We start from the raw sequence: 17,996 nt of genomic DNA, 5'->3' as shown, positions 1-17,996 counted from the left end.
GATATAATAGGAACTGAAAATTCCGGCAATTCGTATTGGGTTCCGGATCTCCGGATAACATATTATTCCAGAAAGAGGGAGTTCTACGTGGCTCAAATCAGTCCGTACTACCTGCAAATCGGAGCAACCGTGGGCATGCTTGTCATGGCACTGCTTGCCATCTTCATCCGCATGAAAGCCAGTCACAGACCGGTGACCATTCGTAAAATCCTTATTCCTCCGCTCGGCATGAGCACAGGATTTCTCATGTTTGTTGTACCGGAGACTCATGTTCCTCTACTCTGGGCATTCATTGCGTTTCTGGTGGGCTGGTTCCTCTTCTCCTATCCCCTCATTCGCAGTACACGGTTTGAACGAGTAGGTGAAGAAATTTTTGCCACACGTTCTCGCAGCTTTGCTTTTATCTTGCTTGGATTGCTGGCCGTACGCCTGATCCTGCATGAAGTCATTCAGCGATATGTAAGTATTCCGCAAACAGGCGGATTGTTCTTCCTGCTGGCTTTTGGCATGATTGTACGCTGGCGTGTATATATGTACAAACACTACAAAGAAGTGCTGGTCGCCGAACACTAGTCACCCTACATAGACCACGCACAGATTTACAGATAAAAAAGACACGTTCTGCTGCACCCTCGGTGTGCAGAACGTGTCTTTTCGTTTTCAACCTAATTGTACATGTAAACCATTCAATATCTATTCAGGATCTGCAACCTTAACCAGTTGCTTGCCCAGATTATCTCCCGAGAAGAGACCCATGAATGCTTCCGGCGTCTGTTCGAACCCGTCCACAATGTTTTCTTCATACTGGATATGACCTTCCTTGATCCATTTCGCCAACTTGGCGCGGCCTTCCTTGAAGGATTTCGTATAGTCACCCAGCAGGAAACCTTTCATTAATGCTGTATTTGTTAACAGCAACGTCTGTGGTCGCATCCCGATATCCGGCTTCTCCAGATTATAAGACGAGATCTGACCGCATAACGGAATACGTGCATTCCGATTGATGTGGCGCAAGACTGCATCCGAGATGTCACCGCCAACATTGTCAAAGTAGACATCTACGCCGTCCGGGCAAGCCCGTTCAATGGCCGCTGACATATCCTGCTCCTTCTTGTAGTTCAACACCACATCGAAGCCCAGCTTTTCTTTCAAATAAGCGCATTTTTCATCAGAGCCTGCAATACCAACCACGCGTGCTCCCACAATTTTACCAATCTGACCTGCAATCATGCCTACCGCTCCGGCTGCTCCCGATACAACAACCGTTTCGCCGTCCTTCGGTTTGCCGATGTCCTCCATACCAAAATAAGCCGTCAGACCCGTCAGGCCCAGCGCACCCAGGTAAGCCGTGATTGGTGCTTCTTCGGTATCAATTAGCGAAAGATCAGCCGTATTCACTGCGGCATATTGTTGCCAGCCCCACATACCGGATACGAGGTCACCTTTGCGCAGATTCGGTTCCGAAGATTCCACAACCTGTCCAATGGCTCCACCCTTAATCACTTCATTTAACGCGTACGGTGCAGCATAGGATTTTGTATCTTTCATGCGGCCCCGCATGTATGGATCAACCGACAAATATAATGTACGTACCAGGACTTGCCCAGCTTCCGGTTCAGGAAGAGGTGCATCAATGAATTTGAAATTCTCTCTGGATGGGGCACCTTCGGGACGAGAAGCAAGTACGATCTGTTTATTTAAAGACACCAAAATTACCTCCTTGTTGCCAAGTGGACGCAAGGTTAACCCTTGTCAGCTGAGATCACTTACCACTGGCTCTGTGTTATCACTTCTTAATAGTTTAAACCGAAACAGGCGGTTCACAAACGTGGGCCGCCTTGAAATATGCAAATATCGTCACATTGTAGCTGCTTTTGGCTATTATTGTGCTGTCAAAATCACTGGACCATCCGCCGTAATCGCAATCGTATGTTCATACTGGGCAGACAGACTTCCATCCAAAGTACGAGCAGTCCATCCATCTGAATCCAGCTTACTTCGGAACGTACCAATATTCAGCATCGGTTCGATCGTAATAACCATGCCTTCCTTGAGACGCGGACCCCGATGAGGCGGACCGTAGTGAGGGACTTGTGGTTCCTCATGCATCTTCTCACCAATGCCGTGTCCGATAAACTCACGCACAACCGATAGGCCTTCACCTTCTGCATACACTTGAATCGCATTGGAGATATCTCCGATCCGGTTGCCCACCACGGCAAGTTCAATGCCTTTGTACAGAGAGTTTTTGGTTACATCCAGCAGATGTTGTGCTTCCGGAGTCACTTCACCTACGGCATATGACCAAGCCGAATCCGCCAGCCAGCCATTCAGATTAACGACCATGTCGATTGTAACGATATCGCCGTCTTTCAGTGCATATTTTCCCGGAAACCCGTGACAGATCACATCATTAACCGACGCACATGTCGCATATTGGTACCCGTTATATCCCTTTTGTTCCGGCGTAGCGCCATTTTTCTTCATAAAAGCTTCTGCAAACTGATCGATCTCCTGTGTCGTAATGCCTGGACGAATCATCTTTGCAATTTCTCTATGGCATGCGGCGAGAATTTCTCCGGCTTTTTTCATATATTCAATCTGTTCTTTGGTCTTTATTGTAATCATAACAACTACTCCTGTCCGTTAAGATCTTATCCTGTCCTCTATTGTAACGCTAAACACTCAAAATAAAAAATTCCGTGCGATCAGCAACATCCTATTATACGCCAAGCTCCTGTCCAATGAATACAATTATCCATGAAAAAATCGAAACCCCTTCTGATTTAGCTGCGTATATGCTTAAAACAGTTGAAGTCGAAAGGGTGAAAGCTCATGTTCAAAAAGATTATCGGCAAACTTATCGATTCCAAATCTTCATCTCACCGCAAACGTCATAGCTCCTCCGACAGGCGCTCATATAAACGTCACAGCAGCTCCTCAGGCAAGCGTTCCTACAAGCGCTATTCTTCTTCAGATGTGAAATACCGGGATAGCCGTAGTGGCTCCGGGTATTACAAAAGCAGAAAATATAGCTCCAGCTAAGCGGCTTTCACCACTGCTTTAAAGAGCAATGATCGTGCCAGCAGCTTATTAGACGCTACAATAAATGAATATGTAATAAAGGGGTGTTCGCTAGCCGTACTTACGGCCAGCAGAACACCCCTTTATTTGTTTCTATATAAGTATGTATCAATTTTGCTGATTTTGATGTCTTAATGCTTCAATATAGCAAATTCGCTTATCCAGGGAGAACGAATAATACACTTTAAATTTATCAACTAATATCCGGTACGTCCCTTGCCAGGATGGTTCCTGAGCTGGCATGGATTCCGCCATGACAGCCACTTTCATCTCAATTCTTCGAACTAGTTCAATCTTATAGAGCTTTGTCTCTTCCTGAGTGAAACGAACACTTCTGATTTGAGCGAGAGCCTTTCTTGCTGAAGGTGTCCACTGGATCAACATCTATAAATTCCCTTTTTCAATTGCGTCAATTATATCATCTGTAGAGTAGACCCTACCCGAAGAAATATCTTTTTTGGCTTGCATAATTAAAGTTTTGAGCTCCAGATCACTTTCTATTTCTTCCTGAACCACGTTTTCCAGCGGCTTGATTAAATAATGCTTACCTTCAATATCCACAATGGTGTCTTTTTTGCTATGAAACCATGTTTTGAATAATTCGGCATGATCGCCTTCCAGTTTTTTAAGCATAAGATGAATCGCCTCCTTCAACGTGTAATTGTTATCCATTATATCATTTAACCCACTGTTTTGATACGTTGTGCATTTTCAGTAAAAAGGAAAAAGACCCCTGCAGATATCATACGAAGAGGTCACGGATAACAAATATAGATCCGCCTATAGAGCTTATTTTCATTGTAATTTCAGCAACACTTTCTCAATCTCTGCCTGTAACTCTGTCGCCCCACCCTCATAACTTAGCCGGAGTCCAAGGAGTCGCTCCAGCATCTGGTGCAATTCCGGCGTAAGCTTAAGTTCCTCCTGCCAGCTGGCGGGTTCACGGCCCTTCTCTGGCTCATAAGCCGAATACAGCATAAAGAGAAGAAAGTGGCCGATATCCTGCAAATCATGATCCGGTGTAGCCGGTTCATCTTCAGGCTCAGGGACTTCACGCATACGTCGCTTCAGCTCCGGCAACAACGGCTCCCCCAAGCGTCTCGCCAGGCCAAAGTCAATCAGATGCACCGTCCCTTCACGTAAAATAACATTGGGAATCCGCACATCTCCATGAATATATCCCTGCTCATGCACATGAGCCACCGGAGCCAGCAGTTGACCTGCCAATTCCACACATTCCCGCTCCGTATATCGAAGACCTTGCTCAAATATGCAATCTTCCAGCGTCTGTCCACGAATATACTCGGTAACGATATAACTTCGTCTCCCGGATGTGAACACATCCAATAGATCAGGGATCGCTGGATGATGCAGACGTCTCATCACGTCCGCCTCCCGCTCCAACAGGTGCGCAGAGAGTCTGCCCTTGCTAGGCTTGGACTCCTTCAATGCCACTTCCCTGCCGTTCTGGTCATCTGTACACAGGTATGTCAGCCCATAGCTCCCCATACCCAGCAATTCCTGTATTGTATAACGCTCAGCAATGGTCGTGCCTTTCCGCCGAGGACGATCCGTCCATAGTCCGAGCAATCTTTGCCAACTTCGTCGCAGCTCCACAGATCCTCCCACGCCAGCTTCCTGATCCACTCAGTCTTTATCTATACCGAGCAGTTCTTTGCCAGTCTTCATGTTGTATGGAGCTTATTATATCAGGCCCATAATGCAAAATCACGATGGGTAAATGCCTGTTGCTCAAGCTTCCTTATGCTTCTTGGGCAGGAACCCGAACAACATACGCAGGGATACTCCTTTGGGTTTGCGTTTTCTTCCCTGGAAACTGCGCAGATTGGTTACGAGTTCACGATCCCGCTCCTCTTCCAGCTTCTCGTTCATCCATAGACGCTGTTTCTCCATCTGTTCCTGAAGCGCCATATGTGTCTCCGCCAGATGCTGAAGGGTCAGCTCCAGTTCATCGACCCGCTGTTGCAGCAGCTGTACCCGATCATCCTGCTGTTGTTCCACGGCACCATAAGTCACCTCACTTACCAGTTGCCCCAGACCTTCATAGGATCTCAGATTACCCATTATTTCAGGTTCTTCAGGGAATACGGATGACATGGCTGTCGCTGCACATTCCGTCTCTGACAGACTTTCAATCCCCGTCACCGGTACATCTACTTCTACTACAGCTACAGGTACTTCTGGAGCCAATACAGTCACCACAGCATCAGCCAGGGGTAGATTATGCTCTCTGAGTTCGGTCATCAGGCGTTCAATGCACTCGATGTCGTCGGACTTGAATAGTCTGGATTTGTTGGCGGACCGTTCGAACCGGTATCCCTGTTCTTCCAGTGCAGCCGCATATTTACGAAGAGTACTGGCACCTATGCCCAGGCTCTTGGCCGTTTCCGTCGTTGCTCCTGCTTCTTCAATCATCATTAATTCCCTCCCGGAATGAAGTCTTTTGGGAATCAATTTCATAATGCCTTTAGTGAGTTATGAAATTGATTTTTGGATAAAAACATTATGGCTTCAGCGTTCCTTTTTTTTGGAACCGTCATCGGATCGGGGCAACCTGTCTCATGGATCAAGTATGCTTATCTTTTGCTTGTCCGTATGTATTCGTCAGCTTCTCGGCAGATCCCTTTGGCGGTTTTGTTCTGTTTCTGCGGATTCCTAAGAAGTTTTGTCAGGTATATGATCCGCACAAATAACCCCCCATCCGACAACGAGCATGAATGCTGTCATGTCGAATGACACAGGTGCAAACGCCGTCAAATCTTATGATTATGAATTAATCATGTCATTTTTGTTAACTCCGTTACTCCAATACGCTCCCGCGATAGCGGATATCATTGCTGCACAGCTTTTCCATGTGTTATCTTATGTAACGTAGAAGTGGATTCCAGCATAAAATAAAGGACTATACTTAACATAGGACGCATGAGTAACGGATAAATATCAATCTAAATGGGGGCTGAACGGCAGTGTTAGGCAAATCAGGCAAAGTAGCGGTGATCGGGGCGGGTCTTGTCGGTTCGAGTTGTGCGTATTCCATGATTAATCAATCGATATGCAGGGAAATTATGATGGTGGACCGGACGTATGACCGTGCTGTAGCACAGGCACTGGATTTTTCCCATTGTATGGACTTCACACATAACCGCACCAAGGTATATGCAGGCACGTATGCCGATTGTGGCAATATGGATGTTATTATCTTAACTGCCGGGGCAAATCCCAAGCCAGGACAGACACGGCTGGATATTCTGGAGGAAGCGGAGTCGATTGCCAAAGACATCGTGGTCCCGATCATGGACAGTGGATTTAACGGGATTTTTGTCGTCGCTGCCAATCCGGTTGACATAGTAACTTATATGGTATGGAAATTATCCGGCCTCCCGCGCGAACACGTCATCGGTACAGGCACGTCCATTGACTCTTCACGACTCAAAACACTGCTGTCTGAAGTCTTCTCCATCGATCCACGCAGTGTGCATGGTTATGCTCTCGGAGAGCATGGAGAATCCCAGTTCGTGGCCTGGTCGCATGTGACCATCGGTGGCAAACCAATTATGCACATTATGGATCAGCACAAGGAGCGCTTCAAACATCTGGATCTGGAGGATATTGCACGCAAAACAAAGGATGCCGGCTGGGAAATCTTTACCCGTAAAGGTTCTACCCAATTCGGAATCGGCAATGCCCTCGCGCATATCACTCGTTCCATCCTCAATGACGAACACAAGATCATCGCCGTATCGGCTATTCTGGACGGAGAGTACGAGCAACATAACGTCTGCGTCGGTGTTCCTGCAATCATCGGTGGCAATGGTATTCAAGAGATTATCGAATTGAATCTGGATGCAACGGAACGTGAGAAATTCAACAATTCCTGTGAAATCCTATCAGGTAACATCAATCGTCTGACATTGGTATAAGCCATTCGTATACAACTCCACTTTGTATGCTTCGGCTCAACTTCAAAAGCCTGCCAACGCAAACATGCCAATAACACTCCATCCGAGGAGTTTTATTGGCATGTTTGTGTTTATTATTTTTCACAGCCAGATGAATCAATTTCATAATTGATTTGAGTAGTTGTTCAATTCGGTGCAAGCTGAGGTTCGTCCCTTGGTCCCCATTGCTGTAACACTCGCTTCAACTCACTCAGCATAACCGGTTTGCTAATAAAATCACGCATACCAATCTCCAGACAAGCTTCCTTATCTTCACGTTTGGCATTGCCTGTAACTGCGATAATTGGAGGTATGCGATCCTGTGGAATTAGGCGGTGTAACAGGTCTGTCGCCTTCAGTCCATCCATCACAGGCATATGAATATCCATCAGGACAATATCATAAGCATTCTGAGAGATGGCATCAATTGCCTCCACACCATTAGTACATACATCTGCGTGGTATCCGAGCTTCTCCAGATATTCTCGCAAAATCTTCCGGTTCACCGGATGATCCTCCGCCACCAGAATACGCATGGCCACCTTATCACTTTGACGTGTGCGATCATGATGGAACTGACTTGCTGTCTGTTCTGCTGAAGCATCTACACTCGCCGCAGGAACAGCAAACCGGAAGGTTGAGCCTTCCCCTTCTATACTCTCGACACTGATACTGCCTCCCATGATCTCCACGAGTCGCTTGGAGATGACCAGTCCCAGTCCGGTACCACCATACTTCCGGTTAATCACCGGGTGTAGTTGAGAGAAGGACTGAAACAACTGATCCAGTTTGTCAGCGGGGATGCCAATTCCCGTATCTTGCACCGCAAAATCAAGAACACTGTCTTCAGGCTTTCTGCCCTTGATAATATCCACGGCAACCTCAATGCTTCCCTGATCTGTGAACTTGAGTGCATTACCAACCAAGTTCACCAGAATCTGCCGAATACGTATGGCGTCACCGACCATGAACTCAGGGATGCTCGGATTGAGACGATATCTGATCTCTAGATGTTTCTCATCTGCACGCGGTTTAAACAGTTCGGCAACCTGTTCCAACATCTTGCGTAATGCAAATGGTTCATAAGCCAGTGCCATTTTCCCGGATTCCAGCTTACTGAAGTCCAAAATATCATTAAGGATGTTCAGCAGAGCATCACCGCTGTCTCGAATAATCTCGGCATACTCACGCTGTTCTTCCGATAGATCGGTACCGATCAACAATTCTGTCATCCCCACGATCCCGTTCATCGGTGTCCGGATCTCATGGCTAACCATCGACAGAAATTCCGACTTGGCCTGAGCTGCCAGCTCAGCTGTCTCTTTGGCACGTACAATTTCACGTTCGCCAGTCACATCATTAAATACAACCACCGCTCCCTGAATCTGTCCCTGTTCAATAATCGGCGTCACCTGATACTGCACCAGAAAGCTGCTGCCATCTTTACGCCAGAACACATCTTCCTTGATTGAACGTATCTGTCCATCCAACACGGTCATGTGGATCGGGCATTCTTCTTGTGGCAAATGACTTCCGTCTGCACGGGTGTGATGGATGATGGGATGTGAGTTTTTGCCAATGAATTCTTTCGCCTCATAACCGAACATCGAAGCTGCTGCTGGATTCATAAACATGGTGATTCCATCCGCATCCAAACCAAATATTCCTTCCGTAACCGTGTTGAGAATCAGCTCATGTTGCTTGCTGAGCTCCTGAATCCGTTCCGTGTATTCCTTGCGCTCAGTAATATCGGACACGATCCCATAGACGCCCACCATTTCCTTATCCACAATAATGGGCACATTCGTAACAGATACTTCAATCTTCCGACCACTTGAATTAACGACTCGGGTCTCATAATATTGCGGTTCGCCTTGCTTCACCATGTCAAAATAATGTTTGCCATATTGCACTTCGCATTTATCCAGATTGGATAAAAAAGATTGGCCAATAAGCTTATTGCGCGGAATATCCAACATTTGCACCAGTTTGCTGTTCACTGCGCTGTATTTACCTTCCAGATTCAATGAATACACAGCTGCCGGGTTATGTTCGAACAACGATCTGTATCGCTGACGGCTTTCCCGAAGACGTCTTTCCGCATCCTTATGCTGGGTGATATCCCTGCTGATGCTTACAATCTGGACACTCTTGCCACGCTCTCCAGCAACAGGTTTCGCCAATGTCTCCATCCAGATATAATGTCCCTTCTTGTGCAACACACGCATCTTGCAGCCATTGCCGATCTTGGAAAGATCCATAGGGTCCGGATAATCTCCCGAATAACAATAATCCTTGAAGGACTTTCCTATGACTTCCTCCGGCTTATAACCCAGTAAGGTGTACACGGAAGGGGAAACGTATAACAACTCGCCATCCGTAGCACAAGTTGTAATCAGATCTTGTGCATGGTCAGCCAGCACCTGATATTTCTCCTGTGCCTCCTTAAGCTCACGTTGCACTTCCAGGATATCGGTAACATCTTTGGCAATGCCATAGATTCCTACAACTTCTTTTCCCTCCGTTATAGGCACATACGTTATCTCTGCCTGTTTCAGGGAACCATATTTATGATAAAAAGTAATGGGATTACTGACTGAACGTCCAGCCAGTACCTCTTTAATGTATTGTTTACGTGAATTTTCACTGTCCGGAGGACAGATCTCACTCTGATTCATACGAATCAAGTCATCCAGTGTATACCCAGATATCCGCTCTACCGAGGGATTAGCATCAATATAGTTTCCATGGATGTCCATTACATAAATGGCATCTGGATGGTTAAAAAACAGTGATTGGTAAGAACTTCCCTCAGAAATAATGCGCTTCAGGGTTTCCGTTTTATTAATATCCAAGGCTTACCCCTCTTTTCTCAGCCAATATCTTCATCTAACAGCAGGGATTAATTATCCCTTACAAAAATGGGCCTACCCTCGAATAACCATGTAAGCCTGCCTAGAAACAGCTTTTTTTATTTTACCAGATTCTCGTCTCATTTTGCTTACAATCTATGATTCAATTCACATGATGTGTGAGGTAATACTTGGAATTTTGATTTACTTAGGAGGCGCCTTCAAAGGCAGACAATTTATACAAGGATCAATGTAACCCTCTAACAAGCTTGAAGTTCAATTCCAAGTCAGCTGATTCTGGCGGATGGCTAAACGATTTTCTAAAGAACTCAGGACATCTTATTTGGCGTCCATGTGCCCTTTTTAAATTTTAAGGAACATCAGACACGTCAATCCCCATAATCCCCTGTCATATACGCTGCAAACGGTTGTTTCATTGGATATAACATGTCTCAGGTTCCTTAGATTGCTGAGATCACTTCAAATCCTTGAATAGTACTCCTCAGATTCGTTAGCGAGTTGAGAGGATGAACCTGACCCCCGCCTGAAACAAAGTTTCTCAAAGAAAGAGAGATAAGCCGCTCTTATGATGCCTCGATATAAAATTAACGATACATTTTGTATCGAAAAGGCTATAATCTTTAAAAAAAGTTTTTTGACTACGGAGAGGACGGATGAATCATGCTGCCCAACAGAGTTAAAATTGCTTACGGTAAACTAAGAGGTTTGGCCATCTTTGGTAAAATCCAGCCCTCAATGGGCCTGCTGCCACGAATCAGGGGTAAGGTTTATCTGAATAAATTGGGTGATTTGCAGGTAGGAAAACGACTTAACATCATAGGCAAACCTTGGGGAACCCAGTTAACGGTGGTCAAAGGCGCGCGATTAACGATTGGCGATGACGTCATGATTAATGCAGGTGTGGGGATTGCCGCTAACGTTGAAGTGACCATCGGCAATAATGTCATGATTGGTCCTCGAACAAGCATATTCGACAGTGCCTACCACCGGATTGACTCGCTGGATGACGGGAGCCAGACTGCCAAGCGGATTGTGATTCAGGATAATGCCTGGATTGGTACAGGCGCGCTTATTTTGCCCGGAGTGACCATTGGCAGAAATGCAGTTGTGGCAGCAGGAAGCACGGTGACCAAAGATGTACCCGAAAATACACTTGTAGCCGGAGCACCAGCCAAAATTATTCGGGAGTTGACCATTCATGATGGGTGGGTCAGACATTAGAAAAAATCCTCCTGAAGCATACATACAATAGAGCTTGCATGTTTTGCTTAAAGAGGATTTTGACTTACGATAACCAAGGGTGTAACGGATTATTCAGATTTCTTTTTTCGCAAAATACATCATGCCGATTCCAATGAAAATAACAGCACTGCCTCCAACAACCGCCAGCATCGTGATCAGTGGAACATTGTAGGCTCCGAAACCTGTGCCGTCCACGGGTGTCATTAGAATCATCGGTTGTGCCCATGGATAATACGGCCCATATGTCGCCGAGTTTACAATGAGAATATTCGGTATGGTCAGTGCAAAATTCAGTGCGAGCGGTGCGGCAAAGCTGCTCCACACCAATGAAACGAACATCTGCAGGGCAGCAAGGGGTACACAGGCCAGCAAGCCAAGCAGCAGTTTGCCTACCAAGAATCCCCAAGGTACTGGCATCGTAATGCCGTGAAACATGCCTGCCAGCAGAATGGACATCAGCAACAATACTTGCGTGCCCGCCAGAAGCATGAGTACAATCGTCAGTTTACCTGCATATACACCTGAACGTGTGAGCGGTAAAACCAGCATCTGCTTCCACCCTCCACCTGCATGTTCGAAACGGCAGACAAAGGACGTAAACACACCAGTAAGCATCGGTAACAATAACAATCCGTGCAGGAAAACCATCGTGGTCATCAATACCTGCCAATTGCCCGATGGCGTGGACAACAGCCCGATGAGCAGCGCAATGAGTGGACTCAGCAGAATCAGGAGCCATATGGGCGATTTGCTCATTTTCAATCGTTCAGCGGACAAGATTCGGAAGTACGTTGTCGCAAAGCTCATATCAGGCCACATCCTTCCGGCTAAAATGCACCATACCCAGCAACAGGATTAATAACCCTAGACCTGCCCCCATGCCTGCATACAGGTATGGATTAGGCCCATTCCAGGCCATCTGTGCCCATGCGAGCGGAAAGATTGGTGAGATACTGAGTGAGAACATACCCGTTATCGCGAGAACGATGCCCAGGGTGACGGGAAGCGCCTGATTCTTGTTAACCATCGTGAGCCACAACTCCAGTGACAACACCGGAAGTGCACCAGCCAAAGGCAATAGACCCAGCTTGATCGCATGTGTCCAAGGTATTTCGCTGGCATGGAATCCGAGGATCAGACCCAGACCCACAATTCCTGCGGTTAGCAGCAGGCAGGAGATCACCAGCAGCACACAGGCAAGCAGGAACTTGGCTAAATACACGGCTGGTCTGGGAATGGGCATCGCGAGCAACTGTTTCCACGATCCCTGTTCATGCTCAACATTAGCGATCATGGAGCTGAGAATGGTTGCTCCCAGCATCAGAGACAAGGGCACAAAGACAACCACATTGCCCAATAATCCGCCCCACAGGTTATCTGCATACTGCTCTTTCAGATAGTCCAACCGTAAGCCAAAATTAAGCGCCTGCATAGCTGTCAATCCAAGAGGGGCCAGAAAGACAAGAAACCAGATCCCTTTCCCCCGAATCTTGAGCCAGTCTGACGATAATGCACGCCCGGTCATATGGAAGCCCCCTCGCCAATGACCCGCATGAACAGATCTTCCAGCGACTGACGCTGTTCCTCTACACGATACACATCATGATCCTGTTCAATTAATCGGCGCACAAGCAGTGCCACTGAACTGTTATCCATATAAGGGAACGTTAATGCAGCACCTTGTTGATGACCAAATTGTCCCTGTTCTTTTGCCAGCTTCATAGCCTCTTCCGGCTCGGAAACCGTTAACCGGATAGAACTACCCGTCTGACTATGCAGACTTGCGATAGTATCCTGAAGCACCATCTTGCCTTCACGGATAATACCAACGCGACTTGCCATCTGTTCGACTTCACTCAGCAAGTGGCTGGAAACCAGAACGGTAATGCCGTGTTCCAGAGGCATGCGTTTGATCAGTTCCCGAATCTCCTGAATACCGGCAGGATCAAGCCCATTCGTTGGTTCGTCCAGAATCAGCAGCTCTGGTTCACCCAGCAAAGCGCTGGCAATACCCAGACGTTGCTTCATCCCAAGGGAATACCCCTTTACTGAACGTTTGGCATCCTTGGTCAGATCTACAATGGACAGCACTTCAGCAATTCTGGATTTTGGTACATTGATGATGCGGCGCAAAGTTTCCAGATTCTCTACTGCGTTCAGATGTCCGTAATAGGACGGGTATTCGACCAAGGAGCCCACACGGCGCAAAATATCCATGCGATCCTTGCGGATGTCCTTGTCGAAGACACGGATCACACCTTTGGTTGGTTTAATCAAGCCGAGAAGCATGCGAATCGTTGTTGTTTTGCCGGCGCCATTGGGACCGAGGAAGCCGTAGATATCTCCCTTTTTAATATGCAGATCAAGTTCACGGACCGCTGCACGGTCCCGGTATGTTTTCCATAAATTCGCTGTTTGAATAATATTTTCACTCACTGTATGATCACCTCGGAACTATCGTAACCTTCCAAGGTTAAAGCCAAAGTAGTCTCTAGTTTAAGTTTAGTTTAAAAAAGCTATTTCAGCTGTTTGTTGTTTCCCTGTTTCCCTTACCACTGTAGATATATGTCTGGACACCCGTATCGGAACTGTCTACCCGCTTGCGCAGACCCATCTCACGAATCAACAGGTCTACAATGGATAAGCCTAGACCTGTGCCTTTTGTGTCGGAATTCGGTTGCATTCCCGGACCCCGATCCTGAATAACGATGGCCGTCTCACCCTGAATCTCCTGAGTAGATATACCAATATATTTCCCGTTGGCGGCATGACGGATCACGTTTTGGAACAAATTATCAAGAATACGGCGCATGCCCTGTTCATCCATATGCCAAATCAACGGTTCCTCTGGCAGGTCAATATCAATATCGAATTGCTCTTTCTCCCAGACCGGGTACCAGGCGGCCGCCGTTTCCCTGACGATCCGCAGTATATCTTTCTCTTCCAGCTTCAGTGTATATTTTCCACTCGTGAGCAAATTGTAGGATAACATGTTGTCAATGAGCCCGCCGAGGTCCTCCATCTTTGCTTCCATGCGATGTAATGAACGGTCACCTTGCTCACTCAGCTCTTCCTTGTGCAAAGCATGCATATGTCCACGAATCACCGTTAGCGGGGTACGCAGATCGTGGGAAAGCCCCGCAATGAGACGTTTGCGCAATTGTTCCTCCTCGCGTTCACGGTGACGGCTGTCGGATAGTTGATGCACCATCTGATTGAAGGATTCTTCCAGTTGACCAATCTCGTCTGACCGGCGGATATCTACCGGAAGTGGGAGGCCTTCCTTGCCTGTGGTCATCATGGCCGTCTGCAAACGAATAAGTCGTTTGCGAATGCGTGCGAAAAAGAGAATCGACATAATGATGAAGATCAGAAAGATAAGGGTCATTACGATACCAAGATACAAGAGTTCCATCGGCCAGTTACTCTGATTCATTTGCAGAAGTGACCGCGGCACTTCAATGATCATGAATCCCTGTCCTTTGTCCTGCTCAGCTCCGCCAATATATGCAACTACGGTCAGTGGATCGCGAAAGGAAGCTACTTTCATGAATTGCACCGTATTGTTTACATTCCATAAGGCTGGAATATAAGTCTCTGTCGTTTGCCCGGAATCCAGTGACCATCTCAATGTCGTATCTGTCCTGCCATCCGGCGACGTGGATTTCAGAAGCGTTACATCTTCACCACCAAGAATAAAGAGGGTCTCACCACTCACATTCACACGATACATGGAAGATTTGGGATACGAGTCATGTAATTGCTCCAACCGGGCCTTAATCTCTTCATCCGAAGCACCATCCAAGTTCTTCGCTTCATGTGACCAGAGGTTACTGATCTTAGTAACATCACCGTAAGGAGCGGCACGGTTCATATTCGTGTCCGTGTTATTCACTACAACAATATATATAACGGATATGATCGGAAGCACAACGGGCACAAATAATACAGCCGCCAAGATCAGAATGATGTATCTGGACATCAAGGACCGCCCAAAGCGAAGCTTGCGCCGCCCGGATTGCTTTTGCTCCATGCTTCGTTCTCCCTTCATGATCTTCCGTTCTCTGAACCACCGAATCATGGCTTCTTCACACGATATCCCACACCACGGACTGTCTGAATAACTACTGGATTGGCCGGATCAAGCTCCAGCTTTTCGCGTAGATGTCGAATATGTACCATTAAAGTTTTGTCCCCATCCAGATAGGGCTCGTTCCAGACGGCTTCATAGATCTGCTCTTTGGTTCGAATCATGCCCATATGTCGTAGCAGGTAGGCGAAGATGTGGAACTGTTTTCCCGATAAAATAATCTCATCTCCCGTCTCCTCATTGACGATCCGGTTGTCCTTCTCATAGATGGAGAGATGATCCAGCTTCAGGGCTGTATCCGATGAGACCGCTGTTCCTGCCTTACGCAGTTGTACTTCAATCCGGGCAGCCAGTTCATCGGGGTGAAATGGTTTGGTCACATAGTCATCGGCAAAATCAAGACCGTGCAACTTATCGTCAATGGACGTTCTGGCCGAGAGCATGACAATGGGCACGGCGGGATGTTCTTTTTTCAGTCGCTGGCCCACCGTAAATCCATCCAGCCCAGGCAGCATGACATCAAGAATAATGAGTGAACAACCGACAGCAGCCTCCGCTGCACCTTCACCACTGCCGAGCCATACCACCTCATAACCGCGCTCCTCCAGATCGGCTCTGACCCAAGTCGCAATTTCCGTATCATCTTCAATATATAACAGTTTGGTTTTCATCCGAATATTCGTTTCCTTTCTGCCCCCAATGGGTTAATGATATATCTGAGCATCATCATGATAAAAGCTGTCTATATCATATGGATTCATGTCTTGTTGAGCAAATGTTGAAGTCCTTTACGTTACCATACATGCTAATTATAGCTTATCCATTAACGTGGGGAATGTCATATTAATCAAGTCTACCAAGTACATATCAGTGCTACACCTGACGGGAGGAAATCATTATGTTGCTGGAAGCTATTTATCATCAACCGAAACGAAACTGGGCCTATGCCTATGACCAAGATACAATCCATCTGCGCCTGCGTGCCAAAAAGAATGATCTGACCGAGGTACATGCCCTGACCGGGGATAAATATGCGTGGGATGCAACCAAAGCGCTGGTTCCCTTAACAAAGTTCACCTCTGACTCCATGTTCGATTACTTCGAGGGTGAGGTGAAACCTCCCTACCACCGACTGAAATACTCTTTTCTGCTCAAAAACGGAGACGAACAGATCTGGATGACCGAAACGGACTTCCAGGAAAAAGAACCGGACGATCCGGGTCGTATGTTCCAGTTCCCTTATATTCATGCCGGAGCTGTATTCACACCCCCTGCATGGGTTAAGGACGCGGTGTTTTATCAGATTTTCCCTGAACGATTCGCCAACGGCAACCCAAATATTAGTCCGGAAAAGGTAGAGCCGTGGGGTGGTGAGCCGACACCTTTCAATTTCTTCGGCGGTGACCTTCAGGGCGTGATTGACCATCTGGATTACATCAGCGATCTTGGCATTAATGCGATCTACTTCACACCCATCTTTGAAGCCACCACCAATCACAAATACGATACCGAAGACTACCTGCAGGTAGACCGGCACTTTGGTGACGCAGATACCGTGAAACGACTGGTCGAGCTGTGCCACGCACGTGGAATTCGCGTACTGCTGGATGCCGTGTTCAACCATTCCGGGAAGACATTTGCTCCGTTTGTTGATGTGCAGAAGAACGGAGAACAATCCAAATACAAGGACTGGTTCCATGTACATGAATACCCGCTGGACGTGAAGGACGGCATTCCAACGTATGAGACATTCGGATTCGAAGCGCATATGCCAAAGCTGAATACGGAGAATGCTGAGGTTAAGGCCTATCTGCTGGAGGTTGCCGAGTACTGGATCAAGGAAGTGGGTGCGGACGGATGGCGGCTGGATGTGGCAGACGAAGTGGACGATGCATTCTGGCGTGATTTCCGCCGTGTAGTCAAAGCGGCTAATCCGGAGGCCTATATTCTGGGCGAAGTATGGAACGAGTCTTCCTCCTGGCTGCAAGGTGACCAGTTCGATGCGTCCATGAACTATCCGTTTACCGATGCCGTGAATGCTTTCTTTGTGAAAAATACGATGCACGCCGAACAGTTCGCAAACTCCATCGGGCGACAGTTATCCCGTTATCCGCTTCAGGCCAGCGAAGTGGCGTTTAACTTGCTGGACAGCCACGATACCCCGCGGCTGCTCACGCTGTGTGAAGGTGACCAGCGCAAGATGAAGCTGGCTGCGTTATTCCAGTTCAGTTATATGGGTGCTCCGTGTATCTATTACGGAGACGAGATTGGCATGGACGGCGAACATGATCCGGGCTGCCGTAAATGCATGGAATGGGATGAAGCAAAGCAGGACCGAGAGCTGTTTAACTTTTATCAGAAACTGATCTCCCTACGTCATGCTCATCCTGCCCTGCGTGCAGAAGGCACCGTTCGTTTCCTGCAGGCTCGTCCCGATGGCAGCCAACTGGTATTTGAGCGACAAAATGAGGAGGAACGCATTCTGGTTCTGTTCAATCGATCAGAAGAGACGGCTATTGTCGAGCTGGAGGCTGGTGACGAGGAATGGACCGAGTTATTCGGCGGAAACCATCGTACTGCCAAGGAAGATGGCATACTCGCCATTGAACTGCCCGCGTATGGATATGCCGTACTGAGTACTAGTCTCATATAAACACCAAGCTATACTTGCTCATATGCAAGACTGGAGTCTGTTCAGTTCATCGGCATATCAAACGAAATAGGCGCTCCCAGATCTGTTCCTGATCT

At 47.3% G+C, this 17,996-nt stretch carries 15 protein-coding genes; 4 read left to right on the top strand and 11 right to left on the bottom strand.

What is annotated here, in order from left to right; translation table 11 throughout:
* Nucleotides 1–87 precede the first annotated feature (87 nt).
* Nucleotides 88–573 (top strand): CcdC family protein, encoded by a 486-nt coding sequence (locus CXK86_RS27535; protein WP_176873064.1) that lies wholly within the window; start codon nt 88–90, stop codon nt 571–573.
* Nucleotides 574–693: 120 nt separating this feature from the next.
* Here CXK86_RS27535 and CXK86_RS27530 read toward each other — a convergent pair whose 3' ends face one another.
* From CXK86_RS27530 to CXK86_RS27500, 5 genes are all read right to left on the bottom strand, one after another.
* The gene (locus tag CXK86_RS27530) at nt 694–1,707 is read right to left on the bottom strand and encodes an NADP-dependent oxidoreductase (RefSeq protein ID WP_036607487.1); all 1,014 of its coding nucleotides are present in this window, start codon (nt 1,705–1,707) and stop codon (nt 694–696) included.
* Nucleotides 1,708–1,881: 174 nt separating this feature from the next.
* Nucleotides 1,882–2,628 carry a type I methionyl aminopeptidase gene (map, locus tag CXK86_RS27525; RefSeq protein ID WP_036607489.1) on the bottom strand — a complete coding sequence of 249 codons (747 nt, stop codon included), beginning with the start codon at nt 2,626–2,628 and terminating at the stop codon, nt 1,882–1,884.
* An 840-nt stretch (nt 2,629–3,468) separates the two neighbouring features.
* On the bottom strand, nt 3,469–3,717 hold the full coding sequence (locus CXK86_RS27510) for a hypothetical protein (RefSeq protein ID WP_017690948.1): 249 nt from the start codon (nt 3,715–3,717) through the stop codon (nt 3,469–3,471).
* A gap of 162 nt (nt 3,718–3,879) precedes the next feature.
* Nucleotides 3,880–4,731: a serine/threonine protein kinase gene (locus CXK86_RS27505; RefSeq protein ID WP_179087963.1), complete on the bottom strand. Its 852-nt coding sequence runs from the start codon at nt 4,729–4,731 to the stop codon at nt 3,880–3,882.
* A gap of 105 nt (nt 4,732–4,836) precedes the next feature.
* Nucleotides 4,837–5,520, bottom strand: coding sequence for a MerR family transcriptional regulator (locus tag CXK86_RS27500; RefSeq protein ID WP_180361884.1), 684 nt, complete (start codon nt 5,518–5,520; stop codon nt 4,837–4,839).
* A 551-nt stretch (nt 5,521–6,071) separates the two neighbouring features.
* Here CXK86_RS27500 and CXK86_RS27495 point away from each other — a divergent pair.
* A complete protein-coding gene (locus tag CXK86_RS27495; RefSeq protein WP_101314921.1) occupies nt 6,072–7,025 on the top strand; it encodes an L-lactate dehydrogenase in 954 nt (317 codons plus the stop codon).
* Nucleotides 7,026–7,189: 164 nt separating this feature from the next.
* Here the strand turns inward: CXK86_RS27495 and CXK86_RS27490 are convergent, their stop codons facing one another.
* Entirely contained in the window at nt 7,190–9,898 is a 2,709-nt protein-coding gene (locus tag CXK86_RS27490; RefSeq protein ID WP_101314920.1) for a PAS domain S-box protein, read from the bottom strand.
* A gap of 678 nt (nt 9,899–10,576) precedes the next feature.
* Here CXK86_RS27490 and CXK86_RS27485 point away from each other — a divergent pair.
* Nucleotides 10,577–11,137 (top strand): acyltransferase, encoded by a 561-nt coding sequence (locus tag CXK86_RS27485; protein WP_101314919.1) that lies wholly within the window; start codon nt 10,577–10,579, stop codon nt 11,135–11,137.
* A 93-nt stretch (nt 11,138–11,230) separates the two neighbouring features.
* Here the strand turns inward: CXK86_RS27485 and CXK86_RS27480 are convergent, their stop codons facing one another.
* The 5 genes from CXK86_RS27480 to CXK86_RS27460 all read right to left on the bottom strand — a co-directional run bounded on the left by CXK86_RS27480 (nt 11,231) and on the right by CXK86_RS27460 (nt 15,919).
* Entirely contained in the window at nt 11,231–11,965 is a 735-nt protein-coding gene (locus CXK86_RS27480; RefSeq protein WP_101314918.1) for an ABC transporter permease, read from the bottom strand.
* A gap of 1 nt (nt 11,966) precedes the next feature.
* The gene (locus CXK86_RS27475; protein WP_036607500.1) at nt 11,967–12,683 is read right to left on the bottom strand and encodes an ABC transporter permease; all 717 of its coding nucleotides are present in this window, start codon (nt 12,681–12,683) and stop codon (nt 11,967–11,969) included.
* Nucleotides 12,680–13,594 (bottom strand): ABC transporter ATP-binding protein, encoded by a 915-nt coding sequence (locus tag CXK86_RS27470; protein ID WP_036607503.1) that lies wholly within the window; start codon nt 13,592–13,594, stop codon nt 12,680–12,682. The genes CXK86_RS27475 and CXK86_RS27470 overlap by 4 nt, the downstream gene beginning before the upstream one ends.
* Before the next feature lie 85 nt (nt 13,595–13,679).
* Nucleotides 13,680–15,191, bottom strand: coding sequence for a HAMP domain-containing sensor histidine kinase (locus CXK86_RS27465; protein WP_257468233.1), 1,512 nt, complete (start codon nt 15,189–15,191; stop codon nt 13,680–13,682).
* Between the two features lie 44 nt (nt 15,192–15,235).
* Nucleotides 15,236–15,919, bottom strand: a complete 684-nt coding sequence (locus CXK86_RS27460) for a response regulator transcription factor (protein WP_017690959.1) — start codon at nt 15,917–15,919, stop codon at nt 15,236–15,238.
* Nucleotides 15,920–16,146: 227 nt separating this feature from the next.
* Between CXK86_RS27460 and CXK86_RS27455 the strand changes: the two genes are divergently transcribed.
* Nucleotides 16,147–17,901: an alpha-glycosidase gene (locus CXK86_RS27455; protein WP_101314916.1), complete on the top strand. Its 1,755-nt coding sequence runs from the start codon at nt 16,147–16,149 to the stop codon at nt 17,899–17,901.
* Nucleotides 17,902–17,996 lie beyond the last annotated feature (95 nt).

The sequence above is a fragment of the Paenibacillus sp. BGI2013 genome (assembly GCF_002843485.1).
GTDB classification, from domain to species: domain Bacteria; phylum Bacillota; class Bacilli; order Paenibacillales; family Paenibacillaceae; genus Paenibacillus; species Paenibacillus amylolyticus.
Note: the sequence above shows the minus strand (reverse complement) of the source record. Positions and strands in the feature narration are given on the sequence as shown.